Genomic DNA, 15,743 nt, shown 5'->3' with positions numbered 1-15,743 from the left:
CTATGAATAAAACACAACGTCGTAACACTCGGCGCAAGGCAACACGTCCTGAGCGCAAGAAATTTGCTGTATCTCAGTCATTGAGAGACAAGATAGACCAGCAGGGTTACATTCCGACCTACGGCGAAATTAAAGAGCTTTATGGACCAGCTAAAACACTGGGTGCCCCTAAAGAGGCCGTGTTGGCAATGGATCATTCACTTGATAGTGGTGGATCCTACACTCTTCTTCAGCACGCTTTCGAACACGGTCAGTTCCCCGCGCTTGGCCCATCATTCATGGGTTATGCTGCATTGTCATCGCTAATGCAGAACGGACTCATCCGTGCATGTATCGAAACGCTTGCTGATGATATGACGCGAGAATGGATAGAGATTGATGCGGTTGATCAGAATAACGACGGCGATGACACGGATGAAAAGAAGAAATTGCAGGATGCGATGATTGACTATCGCATTCGTGATATATGCCATGCAGCGGCTGAGTTTGATGGCTATTTCGGTGGTTGCTTGATTTTCATTGATACCGGCGCTAAAGATGAGCAGTTACTTACCCCGCTGGATATCTCTGATAAATCGGCAGAACTGAGGGACTTTAAGCGCTTCACTCTGATAGAGCCGATCAATATCTTCCCTGGCACCTACGAGTCAATAGACCCACTAAGCCCAATGTACTACAAACCGCAAACATGGTGGGTGCTTGGTAAACAGGTTCACTCAAGCCGCATGATTCGAGTGTGCGGTAACGAAGTGCCAGTCATTTTGAAGCCAACCTATAACTTCCTCGGGTTGCCTCAGGCACAAATTCTTTACGATTACGTCATCCACTTCCAAGATGCGCGGCAGGCAGAAGCAAGACTTTTGGAAAAGTTTTCTTTAACCGTGCTGAAAACTGACATGCAGGACATCCTGACTAATCCTAGCGCAACAAGCTCACTCGATCCTCGCCTTCAATACATGGCGTCTTACCGGTCGAATGACGGAGTTCTCGCTATCGACAAAGAGATGGAGGATATCGTCAACATCGTTACCCCTATGAATGGTGTTACCGACATCGTCCGGCAACAGCTTGAGTTCGTAGTGATGATAAACCGCACCAACGTGGTTAAAACGCTCGGTCTGTCTCCATCAGGCTTCAACACTGGTAATGCTGATATCAAGAACAACAACGATCATATTTCCTCTCAGCAGGAGAAAGTTTTGCGCGGTCCGATACAGAAGATGCTGGACGTGCTGCAAATTGTCACCCTCGGAAGTTATGATAAATCAGTGCAATTCAAGTTCGTTGGATTGAACGAAGAAGACGATAAGGCAATCGCTGAGACGCAGCTAATTAAGGCTCAGGCGCGATCAATCTACAAGGAAGGAGGGGACGTAAGCTCAATGGAGGTGCGTAAGGCGCTTTCAGAAGACCCTCACAGCGGTTTCACTGGTATTGATGTGGACGAGCTACCGGAGTCTGGAAATGGCGAAGAAAACCAAAACGGCGAAGGCGATCAGTCCGAACGCTGGTCTCCAAATGGAATATCAAAGGAAACTTCAATCGCTAGTTGATGACATGAGCACCTCGGTAAACTACTGGATCTCTGCTGAATATAGAAAGCAGGAACCGAAGATTGTCGGGGATGCTTCACCAGCAAAGCTGATGAATAAGAAGCTTCTCTCTGTCATGGCTCGTTGGCGGGGAACCTTCAACAAGAAAGCAGAAGATATTGCGATCTGGTTTGTGCGACGGTCTGATGCTTACGCCTCGACGTCAGTAAAGAATAAGCTCCGTGCTGAAGGTATGACCACTAACATGCGCATCACTCCAGAGGTAAGGAACGTTCTCGACAGCATCTACGAAACACAGGTCAACTTGATAAAATCGATCCCTGAGCAATACCTTACACAGGTCAGCACCTTGGTTCAGGAAAGCGTAATCCGCGGTCGAGATATTGGATATCTAAAGGAAGAGCTGAAACATCGTTATGGCATTACAGAGCGCAGGGCAAAATTTATCGCATCAGACCAGAACAATAAGGCTTCAAATGAAATATCACGCCAGCGGTTAATGGATTCAGGAATAAAGCGTGGAATTCTCAAGCATCGATCTGGTGGTAGTAAATCATACCGGCACTCTCACGTTCTGGCTGACGGTCAAGAATATGACCTCGCAGTGGGATTCTGGGATTCTCATCTCAAGCGATATGTACAACCAGGAGAGCTTCCCGGCTGTAAGTGTGATTGCAGGCCAATCATTGAGTAGGAGTAATGCCAAGTATGTGTAAAGCACCAACGCCATACAAACAAGGCGACACAGTGAAAAGGCCACCGCCTTCACCACCAAAACCGAAAAGCAATAGGATCGCTATAGCGGTCTTTTTTATTTTCTGAAGAAAGGTGAATAAATGGAAGAGATGCGAATATTAGCATTAGCCCTATTCCTGTGCGGGCTTGTGTTCGGCTTCACTTTTGGAATGTTGTGCTGTCTGGATGAAGATAGAGGCTATGAATTTTTACCCATCCCATCCCATCACCTCCAGTTGGTAGGCCTTGTGAGCCAGCAGCACCACTAAAAACAAGAGTGGCACATGACGACCACCACCTAGCTAAAACGGTGCGAGCTAAATTAAAGGCGCAGAAAGAGAGAAACAACAATGCCAATCCGAGAAGTAACACTTAAAAGCGGCAGGAAAGGCTATCGATGGGGCGCACACGGAAAGATTTATCCGACACGTGAGCAAGCCGAGAAGCAGGGAGCTGCTGCATCTTCAAATGGCTATGCCGGTGATGCCGCTCTCGCCCTTGATAAAGCCAGTAGTCGCGAATACGACCGTAATGGATACCTGCGAATCGCACAAAATCACATTACGAAAGAGCAGGTCGCACCGTATTACGGAAGAGAAATACCGGGTTTCGAAGCTTTAGGTTTGGATCCCGAGAAGATTTACTACGGGTATCGTCCGTGGGAAGAAATAGTTAAAGCCGTCGATACTTTCAATGGCGTTCCGATACTGATCGTTCATAAGTTGGATAGCGCTGATAACCCGCTTAAAGAAGAGCGCATAGGTTCGGTAGGCACCACCCCAGTTCTTAACAGACCATATCTCGATAACGCATTCACTTTCACTGATAAGTCAGGGATTGCGGTAATAGAAGATGGCTCTCAAAAAGAAGTGAGCGCCGGATATTTCTTCACTCCAGATTTTTCAAAGCCCGGAGAGTTCGAAGGAGTTCATTACGACTTCATTTTCACGGATCTCACCGGAAATCATGTAACCGTGGTGCCAGAGGGACGATGTGGTCCCGATGTTCACGTCCAAGACGCAATGCCGTCAAAACCAATAAAGGTGCAAAAAATAATGCAACTTACCCGCAAACAGGTGGCGGTGCGTGCAACGCTGGCTGCCTACTTAAAGCCGCGTCTTACCATGGATGCTGCTCCCGCAGATCTGACCAAGTTGGTTGGATCATATAAAAAACCTTCAACCCTAGCTAAAGCAGTCGTTCGCCAATACGGCAACAAGATTGCTCAAGACATGGAAATCGAACCTGAAGAACTGGCTGAACTGATGGAAGCGGCTGAAGAAGTCGTTGAGCCTGAAGAAAAGAAACCAGTTGAGACTGAAGAAACTATCTTTGATGAAGACAACGTTTCTGAAAGCTTGAAAGCAATTCTGGAAGGTAAAATTCCCGATGAAGTGCTGGCTAAAATTCTCGCATGCGTCATTGAACCAGTTGTTGGTGATGAACTCACCGAAGAAGAGAAAGCAGCTAAAGCACAGGCCGATAAAGACGCGGCTGACGCTGAAGCAGCCAGGAAGAAAAAAGAAGGCGAACCAGCGATGGATGCTAATACTATTAAATTGCAGGCACGCACGGAGGCTCAGTCTCATTTCCGCAATCTGAACGAAGCTGGGCGTAAAGTTCGTGATTTGGTTGGCGAAGTGGATGTCATGGCGTTTGACAGCGCCGAAGATATTTACGGGCACGCACTGAAAGCTAAAGGCGTGAAAATCGGTCAATACGAAAAGTCCGCATACAAAGGCATGGTTGATATGTTGGCGGCGAATAAGCCATCACAGCAGACCATTACTCAGGACTCATCTCTAGATACTTTCGAAGGCCAGTTTGCAGGTCTCGGCAATATCAAAATTAATTAAGGGGCAATGCAATGGGCCTTCAAAAACAAGTAAATCTTTATTATTCCGGTGCTGTAGCCGGTGACCGAGCATCGCATAACCCAGTAGTCTACTTACCTCGAAATCCTCTGGCTGAGGGTGTGGTGTATGTCGGTCGATTCGTGTTTAGGGGAACGGACCCAGAAAACCAAGTCAAAACATCTGGGTCTGTCGTGGCGGGTTTCGTAGAGCGCCTTCTCAATTACTATAATTTCACACTGACATCTGGCGGCACGCTAGCTATCCCAGATAAAACGCCTGTTACCGTAGCGAGTATTGGCGAGTTCTATGCCGTTTATACATCAACCGCACCAACAATTGGACAGAAAGCATTCGCCAATACCACGACCGGCATTATTTCTTATGCTGCGGCTGGAGCTACCGTTGCTGGTTCTGTTGAGACCGGTTTTGTTGTTAGAGAAGTTCGGGAAGAAGATGGTTTAGTCTTCATTTCCAACTGGACCCCCGCCGCCTAAACACTGAAATAATCCGCTCGTAACTAACACTGAAATAACTCGGTGGGCATCGTCACGTGCGGATGGAGATAATAATGAATATTACGTTCGAACAAGCCAAGCGATACGGCTTCGATTTTGGTCGCAACGCTCGCGAGTGGATCACGAAAGACAACATGCCTCGCCTGATTCAGGATGCTGCTCTTATCACCCAAGCAAACACAACTATTCCAGCAGAATTGCTGGCTTACATTGACCCGACTGTCATTGAGATTATGACAGCCCCACGCAATGCCCGCGAACTGTATAGCGAAGAGAAGCGTGGCGACTGGACTACGCCTTATTTCAAATGGCGTGCCGATGAAGTGACCGGCAGTACCGCCGCATATTCTGACTTTGGTCAGTTTGGCGTAGCTGGCGTTAACTCAGAATGGTTTACACGTGAACAATATCGCTTCCAGACAATCATTCAGTATGGCGATTTGGAGCAAGATATGGCGGCGCAAGCCAAAATCAATCTTGCAGCAGCGAAGCAGCGCTCAGCAGCTACTACCATCGACATCGATTCAAATAGGTTTTACTTATTGGGCGTTGCTGGTAAAGAAATCTATGGTGTCCTGAACGATCCAAACCTACCAGCAGCAACTACCCCGATCTCCGTTGGCGGTGTGACTGCGTGGTCAGGTAAGGACGCAATTGCTCGCTACAATGACGTGATCAAACTCTTCACTCAGTTAGTGAATCAGTTGCAGGGTTTGGTAGACGAGAAGTCACACCTTAAGCTAGCAAGCTCTCCTGCGTTGCGTGCACTTCTGGCTGAGCCTACCCAGCTCGGTATCACAGTTATGTCGATGCTGAAAGAGTATTTCCCTAATATGGAATTTGTATCTCTTCCACAGTTGGGCGCAGCGGTTGCGCCAGCGGCTGCTGAAACTATGATGCTGATCGCCCCTGAGATATTGGGTAATCAAACGGGCCTATTGGGGTTCGGTGAGAAAATCCGTATGGGTCGCATCGTCCCATCACTGTCATCATTCGCTCAAAAAGTTACCGGGACTACCTATGGTGGCGTTATTAAGGTGCCTGTGGCGGTTGCCCAAATGACGGGAATGTAAATTATGGCGCGTCAACGCAAAATCACAGCCTCTGAGGAGGCTGTTTCTTTATCTCAAGGAAATAATATGTCTAATTCAGTTCACGTTCGCTTAAAGCACCCACACGGCATCGTGTTTGATATTTCTAATGGTCGCAAGGTTGCATTATTTGGCAGCGACTTCCATCTGCGCGGGCTGGAGAAAGGCACACTGACATGCGGATTTGGTAAGACCATCGTTCCGTCTGCTGATTGGGAAGAAGTGTTGGCTACGTATCCTTCAATGGTGGACGATTTAGTCCGAAAAGGGACTCTTATTCATCAACCAGATTCTGCTAGTGCAGATGAAAACGCCGATGATAATCGAGGCGTTAAGCATGGACGTGAGCCTGTCGATACGAAAAACGACAAGACAATTAAAACCGAAGAAGTACCGGCGGGAGAGGCTGCATAATGGCTGTGGTCACTTTTGACAGTGACGAATTTCTCGGAATCTACCCTCGATTTACTGGTGTCTTAACGCCCATTCAATTACAGAATGCTTTCGACACCGCTTGCTTGATGCTGGACAACACTGACGGATCTATTGTTCCTTATGACCCTGACAACGGCATTAAAAATCGCAAGACGCTTCTCTACATGCTGACTTGCCATCTAGCCTCTGTCGCTCTATGGGGGGATGGACAGTCTGGTCCAGTATCAGGAGCTTCAGAGGGTTCTGTGAGTGTGTCGTTCGCTGTCCCCGATGTAACAACTGCTTCATGGTACAAGCTAACACCTTGTGGTCAGGCTTACTTTCAGGCGATCAAGAAATACATCGTTGGTGGACGCTACATTGCGCAGCGCTACTATCATCCATGGGGGTAATTTATGGCTGGAATATCAGGTGGTGACAAATTAGAAGCCGCGCTTGCTGCTATTTCTGAGAATATTAAGCTGCAAATGAATGTTGGCATATTAGCGGGGGCAACCAATAGGGATACGGGCGATCCTATTGCCCCATATGCGGCGGCAAACGAATTCGGAACCCTTAATATTCCGGCGCGTCCATTCATGCGAAACACCGTTGCTGAGAAGTCTGGCGATTGGGGGCGAACTCTTGGCAGATTGGTCATTGGAAAGGCTCATGAGCCCGGAGGCATAAAAAAAGCATTCAATATTCTCGGTGCTGTTATGGTTCAAGATATTAGAGATTCCATTGAGAACTCAATCCCACCACCCAATACACAGTCCACAATTAACAATAAACGCAGGAAAGGTCGTGCTAGTCCAGATAAGACATTGGTCGATTCAGGAAGCATGCAGAGTGCTGTTGACTTTGAAATCATCACTGGAGAATCAGAATGAATTTACATCAGATTGCTTCAGGGTTGATTGGACAAGTGAATCCGTTCATTGATGGCACCATAAAAGTATATTCGGGTGAAAATGAGGATGCTGCTGGCAAGGTTAGCCCAAATTATGTTGAAAAACAGGTTACCGGACAACTCCAACCTCTGGCATGGAAAGACCTTAAGCACCTTGACGGAATGAACATCACTGGAGTTGAAAAAAAATTCTATGTGAATGGTAATTTCAGCGCTATTAGCCGCCCGGGAATTTCTGGCGGTGACCTTCTGGTTATTGGCCCTCAGGTTTGGATGATTCGCACTGTGATAGAGCTTTGGCCTGACTGGTGCTCTCTTGGATTAACACTACAGGTAACATAATGGCAGCAACCATCACCCCGCTGATGGATGGGTTATTCACTTCTCTTCGCTCGTTTCTTATCGCTCACGTGACCGTTACTTCCTGTCGACAAGCACAGCTAAATAGAACAGCTATGCCAACGGGGGATTTCATTGTCATGACGCCTTTGGGCGTGGATGGCCTATCCACAAATGCGGTGTCTTATCAGTTTGACCCAGATAACGACATCAACACAGAAACTCATAAACGAACAACGGTGTGGCGATGTCAGCTAGATTTCTACGGCGATTCAGCTCAGGAGTTTGCAAATACTATCGCGATGATAATTCGCACTGATTACTCATGTGAATGGTTTCGGCATAATTCTGCTGAAACTGGCAGCTCGTTAATCACTCCGCTGTTCTGCACCGACCCAAAACAAACCGCAATGATAAATGGCGAAGACCAGTGGGAGAACCGATGGACTTGTGATTTGCACGCCCAAATCCCCGCTAGTGTCGTTGTACTTCAGCAGTTTATGGAAAGCGTTAGCATCGGTCTTGTAGAAATCGACGCAAAATTCCCACCGGAGAATGAATAAATGACAATCCCAGCTAAGAATATCGTACAAGTTAATCCCGGTGTTTTATCTGCCGGTGGATCTGCCGTTGATTTGAACGGACTGATCTTAACTACTAACACAGTAATCCCGATCGGCTCAACGCTACAGTTTGCCAGTGCTGATGCTGTATCTAAGTATTTCGGAGCAACCTCAACAGAGGCTGAAATGGCTGGCATTTACTTTGGCGGCTATTTGAATGCCACCAAGATGCCGGGCCTGCTCAATTTAACTCAGTATCCCGCGGCTGATGTATCGGCGTATTTGCGAAGTGGCTCTATGGCTACAATGAAATTGGATGAGCTGAAGTTACTTACCGGCTCGCTTACCATTACGGTTGACGGCACAGCAGTGACAGCAGCTAGCATTAGCCTAGCAGCAGCAACGAGCTTTAGTTCAGCGGCTACCATTCTGGCAACGGCGCTAAGTCTGCCGGTAACGTTCGATTCAATTCAGTCAGCATTCACGATTAGATCGACAACTTCTGGCGCGACCTCGACAATTAGTTATGCCACGGGAACGCTATCAACTAGCCTAAAAATGACTAATGCAACCAGTGCTGTAACGTCGCAAGGTGCAGACGAAACAAACCCAGTTGATTTCATGACTGCATTAGTGCTGCGTACACAGAACTTTGGCGCATTTACCACAGCTTTCGAACCTGACCTTGAAAACAAAATTGCATTCTCTCAGTGGACGAATGGCACCAACAAACGTTATGCGTATGTGGGTTTTGATACAGATGCCAATGCCATTGCTGCTGACAGCACAACTACATGGGCGTATGCAGTCAAACAGGCTGAATATGAAGGGAGTTGCTTGCTATATGGTGACATAACTCTCGCTGCGTTTGTATTAGGCGTCACGGCGGCAATTGATTTCACTCGAACAAATGGCCGGATTACCTACGCATTCAAGCGACAAGGTGGCTTGCTGCCATCAACGACTGATGAAACAGAAGCAACCAATCTGATTGCCAACGGTTATAACTTCTACGGTCGTTATGCAACATCCTCTGATGAGTGGAATTTCCTCTACGATGGATCAGTAAGTGGCTCATTCAAATGGATGGATGCTTACGTTAATCAGATTTGGCTCAACGCCAGCTTGCAATCAGCAATGTTGAATCTGTTACTAAGCGTTGGCTCGATTCCTTATAACAACGCTGGTTATGCATTGGTCGAAACTGCATGTCTTGATCCTCTGAATGCCGCTATCAACTTCGGTGCGATTCGTACTGGGACCACGCTGTCAGAGACTCAGATTGCGCAGATCCAGTTTGCTATCGGCTCTGATGTGTCTCAGGCAATTATTGCGAAAGGTTATTACTTGCAGATTGTCCCAGCGACAGCACAAATCCGGTCAGCGCGAACCAGTCCAAGCATGACGCTTTATTATGCTGATGGCGGTGCTATTCAGAAACTGACCCTCGCATCTATCGAAATCCAATAGCGGAGCGCTAACCATGTCAACAATCACTTCTGCTAACTCCGTATTTTCGTTAGCGATCACCAATTTATATGCTACCCCGCAGATCCTTGAAGGATATAGCTCTGACGATGCTTTCTCTACTGACGCTCTGGATATCACTGAAACGGTAATGGGCATTGATGGCAAGCTATCTGGTGGTTTCGTGTTTAACCCAACCAACCAGACAATCACCATCATGCCTGACTCCCCATCGCTGGTTATCTTTGAAACGTGGGTCACTGCGATGAAAACCATGCGCGAAACATTAACGGCTAACGCAACCATTCAGCTACCAGCGCTGGGGCGAAAATACACTTTAACCAAAGGTTTTTTGGTGAGTGCAAAAACAATCCCTGATGTGAAAAAAACACTTCAACCAACGCCGTTCGTTATTCGTTGGGAAAGAGTCACAGGAGAAACAATCTAATGGCGCGCAAAAAGGCGATGTACGAGGTTAAGGACGAAGGCCGAGACAAAGGAAAGGTGTTTATCCTGACTGAGATGTCAGCGTCTCAGGCAGAGTTGTGGGCGGCACGTGCACTGTTAGCTATCGGTCGAGAAGGAATTAATATTCCTGAAGGAATTGATAAAATGGGCTTCTCTGCAATTGCCACCTTTGGCCTGAATATGGTTATGAAATTGCCATTCGACACTGCCGAATTTCTACTTGGCGAGATGTTCAAATGCGTTCAAATCATCCCGAATCCAGCGAACAAAGAGTTCTCTCGCGACCTAGTCGAAGATGATATCGAAGAAATCACTACGCGGGTTAAATTGCGCAAGGCTGTCTTTGATCTGCATGCGGATTTTTTAATGGCCGCCGCGCAATTGACTTCGGCCCCCAATTCATAGGGGACATGCCAAGCGGCCTAGTAGAATACCTCAATATCCCCGCACCAATAGCAACCGTAATTTCAGCAGGTAAAGCATCCCTTCATGAGTTGGACACCGTTTATGGTGTGGCTGACCTATGGATGATGCTGGAGGTTATTACGGTTGATAACCATAACGCCAGAATCATGAACCAGCCTAAGGAATAATGATGCCAACTATTGTCGATGCTCTTGTCATCACGCTTGGGCTGGAATCATCCGGCTTTAAAAAGGGCGGTAAAGAAATAACCGAGGAGATGAAGAAGCAAAAAAAGGAGGCGGAAAAGCTTGCCAAGGACATGGCAGAACAGGGTAAAAAGGCTGGTGCATTTTTTGGCAGTATCAGAAATGAGTTGTTAGCACTGGTCGGGATATCTCTTTCCATTAAGGGATTTAAAGACCTGATCATTGGCACTGCCAATAGCATGGCTACGCTAGGACGTTCAGCGGCACCCCTAAATATGTCAGCTCGTCAATTGGATGCGTGGCAACATGTCGCCCAAGCAACGGGTGGAACTGCTGAAGGGCTTACTGGCTCAATGCAGTCGCTCAGCGATAGCATTCATGCATTCTCTATGGGTAAGGGGGGCGAACAAGCAATCGCAACGCTTGGTTCACTTGGTATATCAGCAAGAGATGCCCAAGGTAAAATGAAGGGGGTAGGTGATCTCTATATAGAAATCGCCCAAAAATTCAAAGATAAAAATCTTTCCATTGGTGCAGCAAGGCAGTTTGGCTCTGGGCTAGGAATGGACTCGTCCACCATCAACATGCTGATGGAGGGGCCAGAGAAAGTTCAAAAACTTTATCAGGATATGTATAAAAACTCTGGCGTGACTGATGCTGCCGTTGAGAGGTCTAAGCGGTTCCAAGAGCAGTGGGCAAAGATAGATCAAACTTTCCAAAGTGTAAGGGAAAAGCTATTTACAGCGCTAATCCCATACATTGATAAGCTATTAGTCTTGTTGGATAGATTTGCTAGCTGGGTAAGTTCACATCAAGAAGAAATAAATTCCTTTTTTACTAATTCGGCAGCAGAAATCGGAAAGGTTGTTGATGCTGTTGGTGGCTTGCAGAATGCCTTCGAAATATTACTCGCTTTTATGGTTGGCAAGTGGGCGCTTGGAATGCTTGGAACCCTCGGTAAAGTATCCGGTGCTCTTGGGCCAATAGTTGCTGCGATAGCGACAATAAACGCCTACAACAAAGTAAACAGCATTCAAGAAGAAGCTAAGGCTTCTAAAATGTCTGTCGGTGATTACTTAATTAAAAAGAATAAAGATTTTGAATCCTCGGAGGTAGGGAATACACCTGGAGACAAGATCATTAGGTGGTGGGATTCAGTTACTGGAGGTTACAGCGCTGGAGAATACTCGGCCTATGGAACTAAATCACCACGTGACCCAGAACAGCACGCTCAAGCGGCAAGAGCGACAGGAAAAGGTAAGGCTTTGCTTGACTGGATGAGTGGTCAGTTTGGAAAGCTGGAAGCGCAATACGGGCTACCTACAGGATTACTCCGAAGCGTGGCGACCACTGAATCAGGTGGCAATCAATATGCGATCTCTGGTGCTGGAGCTAAGGGTTTGTTCCAGTTTATGGACCCGACAGCCAGAGACATGGGGCTTAAAGGTAACGATGTATATGACCCGGAAAAATCAGCGAATGCGGCAGCTAAATATTTAAGCCAGTTGCTCAAAGCTACCGGTGGAGACCTAAATAAAGCATTGGCAGCTTATAACTGGGGAATTGGAAATGTTCAGAAAAAAGGGCTTGGAAACGCCCCGCTAGAAACATTGAATTACATACCAAAGGTTTTAAATGGAATGCCGATGGGTGCACAGGTGAGCGCTCAGCGCTTTGCTAACAACACCAATAACAACCAAACATCAAGCACCTCAAGCACTGAGATTAGCATTGGTAAAATCGATGTTCTAACTCAGGCAACAGACGCCACAGGTATCGCTAGAGATCTGGGCGGTCAAATTAGGCGCAATGGTCTAGTTGCCGCGGCTAACGGAGGAATAAGTTGATGCCATTAATCAATTTCCCAAACGTCCCTAATGTTCTTGGTGTGCCTAATGTGGCGCGTTCTGGTCTGAGCATCGATCAGGACGCGATCATGAGCGCCATATACAGTGGCGACATCCTGTCAATTCTTGATTCGGTAATCACCCCCAAGTGGGGGATTTACGCACAAGATGGCACTCAGGCAATACTCCCTGACTCTGTACTTGATATCGAATATAAAGGCGAATCGAGAATATTGGACTATCCGATTGAGGCGGGTGGTTTTTCTTCATTTAACAAGGTTGCGACCCCCTTTGATATTCGTATGAAAATGGCATGCAGTGGCAATTTGTCAGCGGCTAGAATGACAAGGGAATCCTTCCTTGCGCGGCTGGATGAAATGCAAGCTTCGCTTGACCTATACAACATCGTTACCCCTGATTATGTGTACAACAATGTTGATTTGGTCGGATATGACTATCGCCGAACCAATGAGAACGGGGTGACCCTGCTGATCGTCGAAGCAAGGTTTAACGAGATTCGCGTCACTGGAGATGCTCAATACAAATCAGTTAAAAGTGATAGCGCTGCCGACCCGGTAAATCAGGGGCAAGTCTACGCAAACAAGCCGACTGCGGAACAATTCTCAGCGGCCCCAAAAACTGCCGAGGAACTATTCTAATGCAAGTCATTCCCATTGCTGCGGTTCCGTCTCAAACGTTAAACGTTATCCTTGCTGGGCAGAGTTGCACTATAAGCCTGAGTCAGAAAAGCGGAGTCATGTATTGCACTTTAATGGTTGGTACGGAAAACATCCTTTCATCTGTCGTATGCCGAGACCGAGTAAGAATAGTACGTCTTACCTATCTTGGATTCATTGGTGACCTTGTGTTTGCTGATAATTCTGGTACTGATGATCCTGTCTATGCCGGCCTTGGTAGTCGCTTTGTATTTTACTATTTGGAGGCGGCTGATTTATGAGTTATCAAAAGCGAAAGATAACAGTAAATTTCACCCTGAGTGATGATGATTTCGGTGACGGCAATGACAGTCTGACAGTTTCAGGATTAAGGGTTGAAGCCCAAATAGATAATGCTGGCGGCGTATCAGGAAGCACCCTGTATGCCAAGATCTACGGCATGAAAGAATCAGATATGAACAAGTGCTGCACGTATGCACAAGTCTACGGAGTTATTAAAAACATTGCGATAACAATGACAGCCGGGGACGAAGCAAGCGGAATGTCGCAAGTTTTCCAAGGGACAATTTTTAACGGTATGATTGACTACAATGAAACGCCAAACGTCCCATTGGTCATTCAGGCCAAAAGCGGATTTGTTGAGCAGATCCTTCCAGCCGCTTCAAATAGCTCACCAGGAAGCACTAATGTTGCATCTATGATTGAAGCTATAGCCAAATCTATAGACTTCGGATTTACAAATAATGGCGTTAATACATCATTATCGAATCATTATTCTTGGGGGTCTCCAGTTGAGCAAATAAGAGATATAGCGAGAGCTGCTGGGATTGATTTAGCGATTGAAAATCGCATTGTCTCGATATGGCCGACTGGTGGCGTTAAAGATAACCAAATGGTGCATCTATCACCATCAGAGGGGCTCATTGGTTATCCTAACTATCTTGGATATGGATACGCAGTAACGGCGATATTCACTCCTGATATTGTTCGTGGAAGGCGACTTAGATTGCTTAGTGCTTCACCTCGGGCTAATGGAGATCTTTATATCCAAGCAGTCAGTCATTTGATATCGAGTGAAATGCCTGGAGGTCCGTGGTTCACGATGTCTACATTAACTAGCACCTCTTCTGGTGGGGAATTTTAATCATGTCATCTGCGATTCAAAGTACTCCGTTATCTTCATCTTCAGATCCAAATTCTTTAGAGTTTTTCATTAGTCAGTTCATGAATAAGATATGGACATCAACAATAGTTGTAGTTAAGGCATCATCTAATGATGGCGGCGTGTCACCAGTGGGTAAAGTAACCATACAGCCAATGGTTACCATGACAGATAGCAAAGGAAGAGTTGTCGATCATAGTGATATTTATGAGGTTCCATACATGAGGCTGCAAGGTGGTAGTGATGCGATCATCATCGACCCAAAGGTTGGTGATATCGGAATAGCTATGTTTGCCAGTAGGGATATCTCAGCAGTAAAATCCTCAAGGAGAATATCCCCTCCGGGATCGGGAAGAAAATTTCACGCATCGGATGCTTTCTATATGGGCGGCATTCTAAATGGTATCCCAACTCAGTTTTTGCGATACTTTTCTGGTGGTATTGAAATAGTATCCCCTCATAAAGTTACAATTATTGCTCCTGAAATTGAACATAATGCTGCAACATCATTTACCGTTAACTCTCCAGTCATCACACTTAATGGCAATCTTTCTCAAGGTGAGGGAAGTAACACAGGTGATGCAACCTTTGGTGGAACGATTACAGCTATTGGCGAGATAAAAGGAAATGGAATTAACTTATCAACACATAAGCATGGTGGCGTTCAGATAGGTGGTAGTGATACAGGATTGCCGGTTTAATGATAGAATGATGACATGTTTGATTTATTCCAAGAGTGACATAAAAATGAGAAAAATCATTATTGGCATGCTGTTATCTATTATGTCATTTTCAAGTATTGCTGACATGAACGCCATGGGCGAGTGCATGCAGCGTGCTGGGATACTAAAAACATCCATCCAACTAATAAATTCTGATTTCACAAGAAAAGATGCTGAAGTTCAGATTATGTCGAAGATAACCCCTAAGCAGTTCTATTATGATCGGACGGCTAAGTGGGTTAATAAGCTACTTGACTCAGTCTACGCCGACCCTGAATCCCCATTTGCAGACCCTCAATATAATTACGATGTGTTTTACCGGCACTGTGTGAATAACTTTAATAAATACAGCGGAAACAACGCCCTGTTGAGGTAGCGAAAGCCGCACTGAACAGCCCACCAAGTGGGCTTTTTTAGCCAAATCTATCTTTGAATTTCTGGTCACTTTTTCTACGACTCATTTTGCCATTGCAATATGGGCATAGGTGCTGTTTTTTACCTTCAATTTCCCACGTGAAGTATTTTTTCTTAAAGTCAGCACCGCAAATGTCGCAGCTTCTTGGTTTGAATAGGCTTGCGAAAAAAACCAGCACGACAATACCGATAATCCATTCCATCTATATCTCCAGTTTAGGTGGGTGTTGGAAGATAGCATACTGCTTCATCATCCATATGGGCAACTTAGCCAGCGAGTGCCATACGGTGGCTATTGGCAGGATAGGACAGTGAAGGTGGTGAGGTATAAAGATTTATAAATAAAGAGCATCTTATTGGTGCTCTTGATGATGGTTTTGATTTTTGACGCGTCCT

The 15,743-nt window shown here is 46.2% G+C and carries 20 protein-coding genes and 2 pseudogenes; 21 read left to right on the top strand and 1 reads right to left on the bottom strand.

What is annotated here, in order from left to right; all coding sequences use genetic code 11:
• Positions 1-2: 2 nt before the first annotated feature.
• From BN68_RS08905 to BN68_RS08810, 20 genes and pseudogenes are all read left to right on the top strand, one after another.
• Complete coding sequence (locus BN68_RS08905) at positions 3-1,553, top strand: phage portal protein (protein ID WP_019210825.1); 1,551 nt, start codon at positions 3-5, stop codon at positions 1,551-1,553.
• On the top strand, positions 1,465-2,247 hold the full coding sequence (locus BN68_RS08900; RefSeq protein ID WP_071822397.1) for a phage head morphogenesis protein: 783 nt from the start codon (positions 1,465-1,467) through the stop codon (positions 2,245-2,247). Before BN68_RS08905 ends, BN68_RS08900 begins: the two co-directional genes overlap by 89 nt.
• A 391-nt stretch (positions 2,248-2,638) precedes the next feature.
• A complete protein-coding gene (locus tag BN68_RS08895) occupies positions 2,639-4,144 on the top strand; it encodes a DUF2213 domain-containing protein (RefSeq protein WP_019210823.1) in 1,506 nt (501 codons plus the stop codon).
• Positions 4,145-4,155: 11 nt separating this feature from the next.
• Complete coding sequence (locus tag BN68_RS08890) at positions 4,156-4,638, top strand: structural cement protein Gp24 (RefSeq protein WP_019210822.1); 483 nt, start codon at positions 4,156-4,158, stop codon at positions 4,636-4,638.
• A gap of 74 nt (positions 4,639-4,712) precedes the next feature.
• Positions 4,713-5,732 (top strand): major capsid family protein, encoded by a 1,020-nt coding sequence (locus BN68_RS08885; RefSeq protein ID WP_019210821.1) that lies wholly within the window; start codon positions 4,713-4,715, stop codon positions 5,730-5,732.
• Positions 5,733-5,735: 3 nt separating this feature from the next.
• On the top strand, positions 5,736-6,164 hold the full coding sequence (locus BN68_RS08880; RefSeq protein ID WP_019210820.1) for a hypothetical protein: 429 nt from the start codon (positions 5,736-5,738) through the stop codon (positions 6,162-6,164).
• Complete coding sequence (locus BN68_RS08875; protein ID WP_019210819.1) at positions 6,164-6,577, top strand: DUF4054 domain-containing protein; 414 nt, start codon at positions 6,164-6,166, stop codon at positions 6,575-6,577. Before BN68_RS08880 ends, BN68_RS08875 begins: the two co-directional genes overlap by 1 nt.
• Before the next feature lie 3 nt (positions 6,578-6,580).
• Complete coding sequence (locus BN68_RS08870) at positions 6,581-7,057, top strand: HK97-gp10 family putative phage morphogenesis protein (RefSeq protein WP_019210818.1); 477 nt, start codon at positions 6,581-6,583, stop codon at positions 7,055-7,057.
• Positions 7,054-7,419, top strand: a complete 366-nt coding sequence (locus BN68_RS08865) for a hypothetical protein (RefSeq protein WP_019210817.1) — start codon at positions 7,054-7,056, stop codon at positions 7,417-7,419. Before BN68_RS08870 ends, BN68_RS08865 begins: the two co-directional genes overlap by 4 nt.
• Positions 7,419-7,979: a phage neck terminator protein gene (locus BN68_RS08860; RefSeq protein WP_019210816.1), complete on the top strand. Its 561-nt coding sequence runs from the start codon at positions 7,419-7,421 to the stop codon at positions 7,977-7,979. Before BN68_RS08865 ends, BN68_RS08860 begins: the two co-directional genes overlap by 1 nt.
• Positions 7,980-9,449 carry a DUF3383 domain-containing protein gene (locus BN68_RS08855; protein WP_019210815.1) on the top strand — a complete coding sequence of 490 codons (1,470 nt, stop codon included), beginning with the start codon at positions 7,980-7,982 and terminating at the stop codon, positions 9,447-9,449. It abuts the gene before it with no gap.
• Positions 9,450-9,462: 13 nt separating this feature from the next.
• On the top strand, positions 9,463-9,894 hold the full coding sequence (locus BN68_RS08850; protein ID WP_019210814.1) for a phage tail fiber protein: 432 nt from the start codon (positions 9,463-9,465) through the stop codon (positions 9,892-9,894).
• On the top strand, positions 9,894-10,319 hold the full coding sequence (locus tag BN68_RS08845) for a hypothetical protein (RefSeq protein ID WP_019210813.1): 426 nt from the start codon (positions 9,894-9,896) through the stop codon (positions 10,317-10,319). The genes BN68_RS08850 and BN68_RS08845 overlap by 1 nt, the downstream gene beginning before the upstream one ends.
• 5 nt (positions 10,320-10,324) lie before the next feature.
• A complete protein-coding gene (locus tag BN68_RS08840) occupies positions 10,325-10,507 on the top strand; it encodes a hypothetical protein (protein ID WP_019210812.1) in 183 nt (60 codons plus the stop codon).
• A gap of 1,262 nt (positions 10,508-11,769) precedes the next feature.
• A pseudogene (locus BN68_RS24590) lies at positions 11,770-12,372 on the top strand (lytic transglycosylase domain-containing protein); the annotation flags it as partial.
• Positions 12,372-13,031, top strand: coding sequence for a phage baseplate protein (locus BN68_RS22905; RefSeq protein ID WP_019210810.1), 660 nt, complete (start codon positions 12,372-12,374; stop codon positions 13,029-13,031). The pseudogene BN68_RS24590 and the gene BN68_RS22905, both read left to right, overlap by 1 nt.
• On the top strand, positions 13,031-13,330 hold the full coding sequence (locus BN68_RS24650; protein WP_019210809.1) for a phage baseplate plug family protein: 300 nt from the start codon (positions 13,031-13,033) through the stop codon (positions 13,328-13,330). Before BN68_RS22905 ends, BN68_RS24650 begins: the two co-directional genes overlap by 1 nt.
• Positions 13,327-14,193 (top strand): baseplate hub protein, encoded by an 867-nt coding sequence (locus BN68_RS08820; RefSeq protein WP_019210808.1) that lies wholly within the window; start codon positions 13,327-13,329, stop codon positions 14,191-14,193. Before BN68_RS24650 ends, BN68_RS08820 begins: the two co-directional genes overlap by 4 nt.
• 2 nt (positions 14,194-14,195) lie before the next feature.
• Complete coding sequence (locus BN68_RS08815; RefSeq protein ID WP_019210807.1) at positions 14,196-14,912, top strand: Gp138 family membrane-puncturing spike protein; 717 nt, start codon at positions 14,196-14,198, stop codon at positions 14,910-14,912.
• A 46-nt stretch (positions 14,913-14,958) separates the two neighbouring features.
• Complete coding sequence (locus BN68_RS08810) at positions 14,959-15,309, top strand: hypothetical protein (RefSeq protein ID WP_145579432.1); 351 nt, start codon at positions 14,959-14,961, stop codon at positions 15,307-15,309.
• Positions 15,310-15,346: 37 nt separating this feature from the next.
• Here the strand turns inward: BN68_RS08810 and BN68_RS08805 are convergent, their stop codons facing one another.
• Entirely contained in the window at positions 15,347-15,550 is a 204-nt protein-coding gene (locus BN68_RS08805) for a hypothetical protein (protein WP_019210805.1), read from the bottom strand.
• Positions 15,551-15,571: 21 nt separating this feature from the next.
• On the opposite strand from BN68_RS08805, the pseudogene BN68_RS23885 reads away from it, so the two are divergent.
• Positions 15,572-15,688 (top strand): annotated as a pseudogene (locus BN68_RS23885) (peptidase P60); the annotation flags it as partial.
• Positions 15,689-15,743 lie beyond the last annotated feature (55 nt).

Source organism: Yersinia massiliensis CCUG 53443 (assembly GCF_000312485.1).
Classification (GTDB): Bacteria; Pseudomonadota; Gammaproteobacteria; order Enterobacterales; family Enterobacteriaceae; genus Yersinia; species Yersinia massiliensis.
This window is presented reverse-complemented; position numbering and strand designations above follow the sequence as displayed.

Bases quoted from the DNA above. Each gene is read 5' to 3' on its own strand.
- BN68_RS24650 (WP_019210809.1), top strand. From the start codon at position 13,031: ATGCAAGTCATTCCCATTGCTGCGGTTCCGTCTCAAACGTTAAACGTT.
- BN68_RS08805 (WP_019210805.1), bottom strand. From the start codon at position 15,550: ATGGAATGGATTATCGGTATTGTCGTGCTGGTTTTTTTCGCAAGCCTA.
- BN68_RS22905 (WP_019210810.1), top strand. From the start codon at position 12,372: ATGCCATTAATCAATTTCCCAAACGTCCCTAATGTTCTTGGTGTGCCT.
- BN68_RS08885 (WP_019210821.1), top strand. From the start codon at position 4,713: ATGAATATTACGTTCGAACAAGCCAAGCGATACGGCTTCGATTTTGGT.
- BN68_RS08860 (WP_019210816.1), top strand. From the start codon at position 7,419: ATGGCAGCAACCATCACCCCGCTGATGGATGGGTTATTCACTTCTCTT.
- BN68_RS08820 (WP_019210808.1), top strand. From the start codon at position 13,327: ATGAGTTATCAAAAGCGAAAGATAACAGTAAATTTCACCCTGAGTGAT.
- BN68_RS08810 (WP_145579432.1), top strand. From the start codon at position 14,959: ATGAGAAAAATCATTATTGGCATGCTGTTATCTATTATGTCATTTTCA.
- BN68_RS08815 (WP_019210807.1), top strand. From the start codon at position 14,196: ATGTCATCTGCGATTCAAAGTACTCCGTTATCTTCATCTTCAGATCCA.
- BN68_RS08890 (WP_019210822.1), top strand. From the start codon at position 4,156: ATGGGCCTTCAAAAACAAGTAAATCTTTATTATTCCGGTGCTGTAGCC.
- BN68_RS08870 (WP_019210818.1), top strand. From the start codon at position 6,581: ATGGCTGGAATATCAGGTGGTGACAAATTAGAAGCCGCGCTTGCTGCT.
- BN68_RS08880 (WP_019210820.1), top strand. From the start codon at position 5,736: ATGGCGCGTCAACGCAAAATCACAGCCTCTGAGGAGGCTGTTTCTTTA.
- BN68_RS08850 (WP_019210814.1), top strand. From the start codon at position 9,463: ATGTCAACAATCACTTCTGCTAACTCCGTATTTTCGTTAGCGATCACC.
- BN68_RS08905 (WP_019210825.1), top strand. From the start codon at position 3: ATGAATAAAACACAACGTCGTAACACTCGGCGCAAGGCAACACGTCCT.
- BN68_RS08875 (WP_019210819.1), top strand. From the start codon at position 6,164: ATGGCTGTGGTCACTTTTGACAGTGACGAATTTCTCGGAATCTACCCT.
- BN68_RS08865 (WP_019210817.1), top strand. From the start codon at position 7,054: ATGAATTTACATCAGATTGCTTCAGGGTTGATTGGACAAGTGAATCCG.
- BN68_RS08895 (WP_019210823.1), top strand. From the start codon at position 2,639: ATGCCAATCCGAGAAGTAACACTTAAAAGCGGCAGGAAAGGCTATCGA.
- BN68_RS08845 (WP_019210813.1), top strand. From the start codon at position 9,894: ATGGCGCGCAAAAAGGCGATGTACGAGGTTAAGGACGAAGGCCGAGAC.
- BN68_RS08900 (WP_071822397.1), top strand. From the start codon at position 1,465: ATGGCGAAGAAAACCAAAACGGCGAAGGCGATCAGTCCGAACGCTGGT.
- BN68_RS08840 (WP_019210812.1), top strand. From the start codon at position 10,325: ATGCCAAGCGGCCTAGTAGAATACCTCAATATCCCCGCACCAATAGCA.
- BN68_RS08855 (WP_019210815.1), top strand. From the start codon at position 7,980: ATGACAATCCCAGCTAAGAATATCGTACAAGTTAATCCCGGTGTTTTA.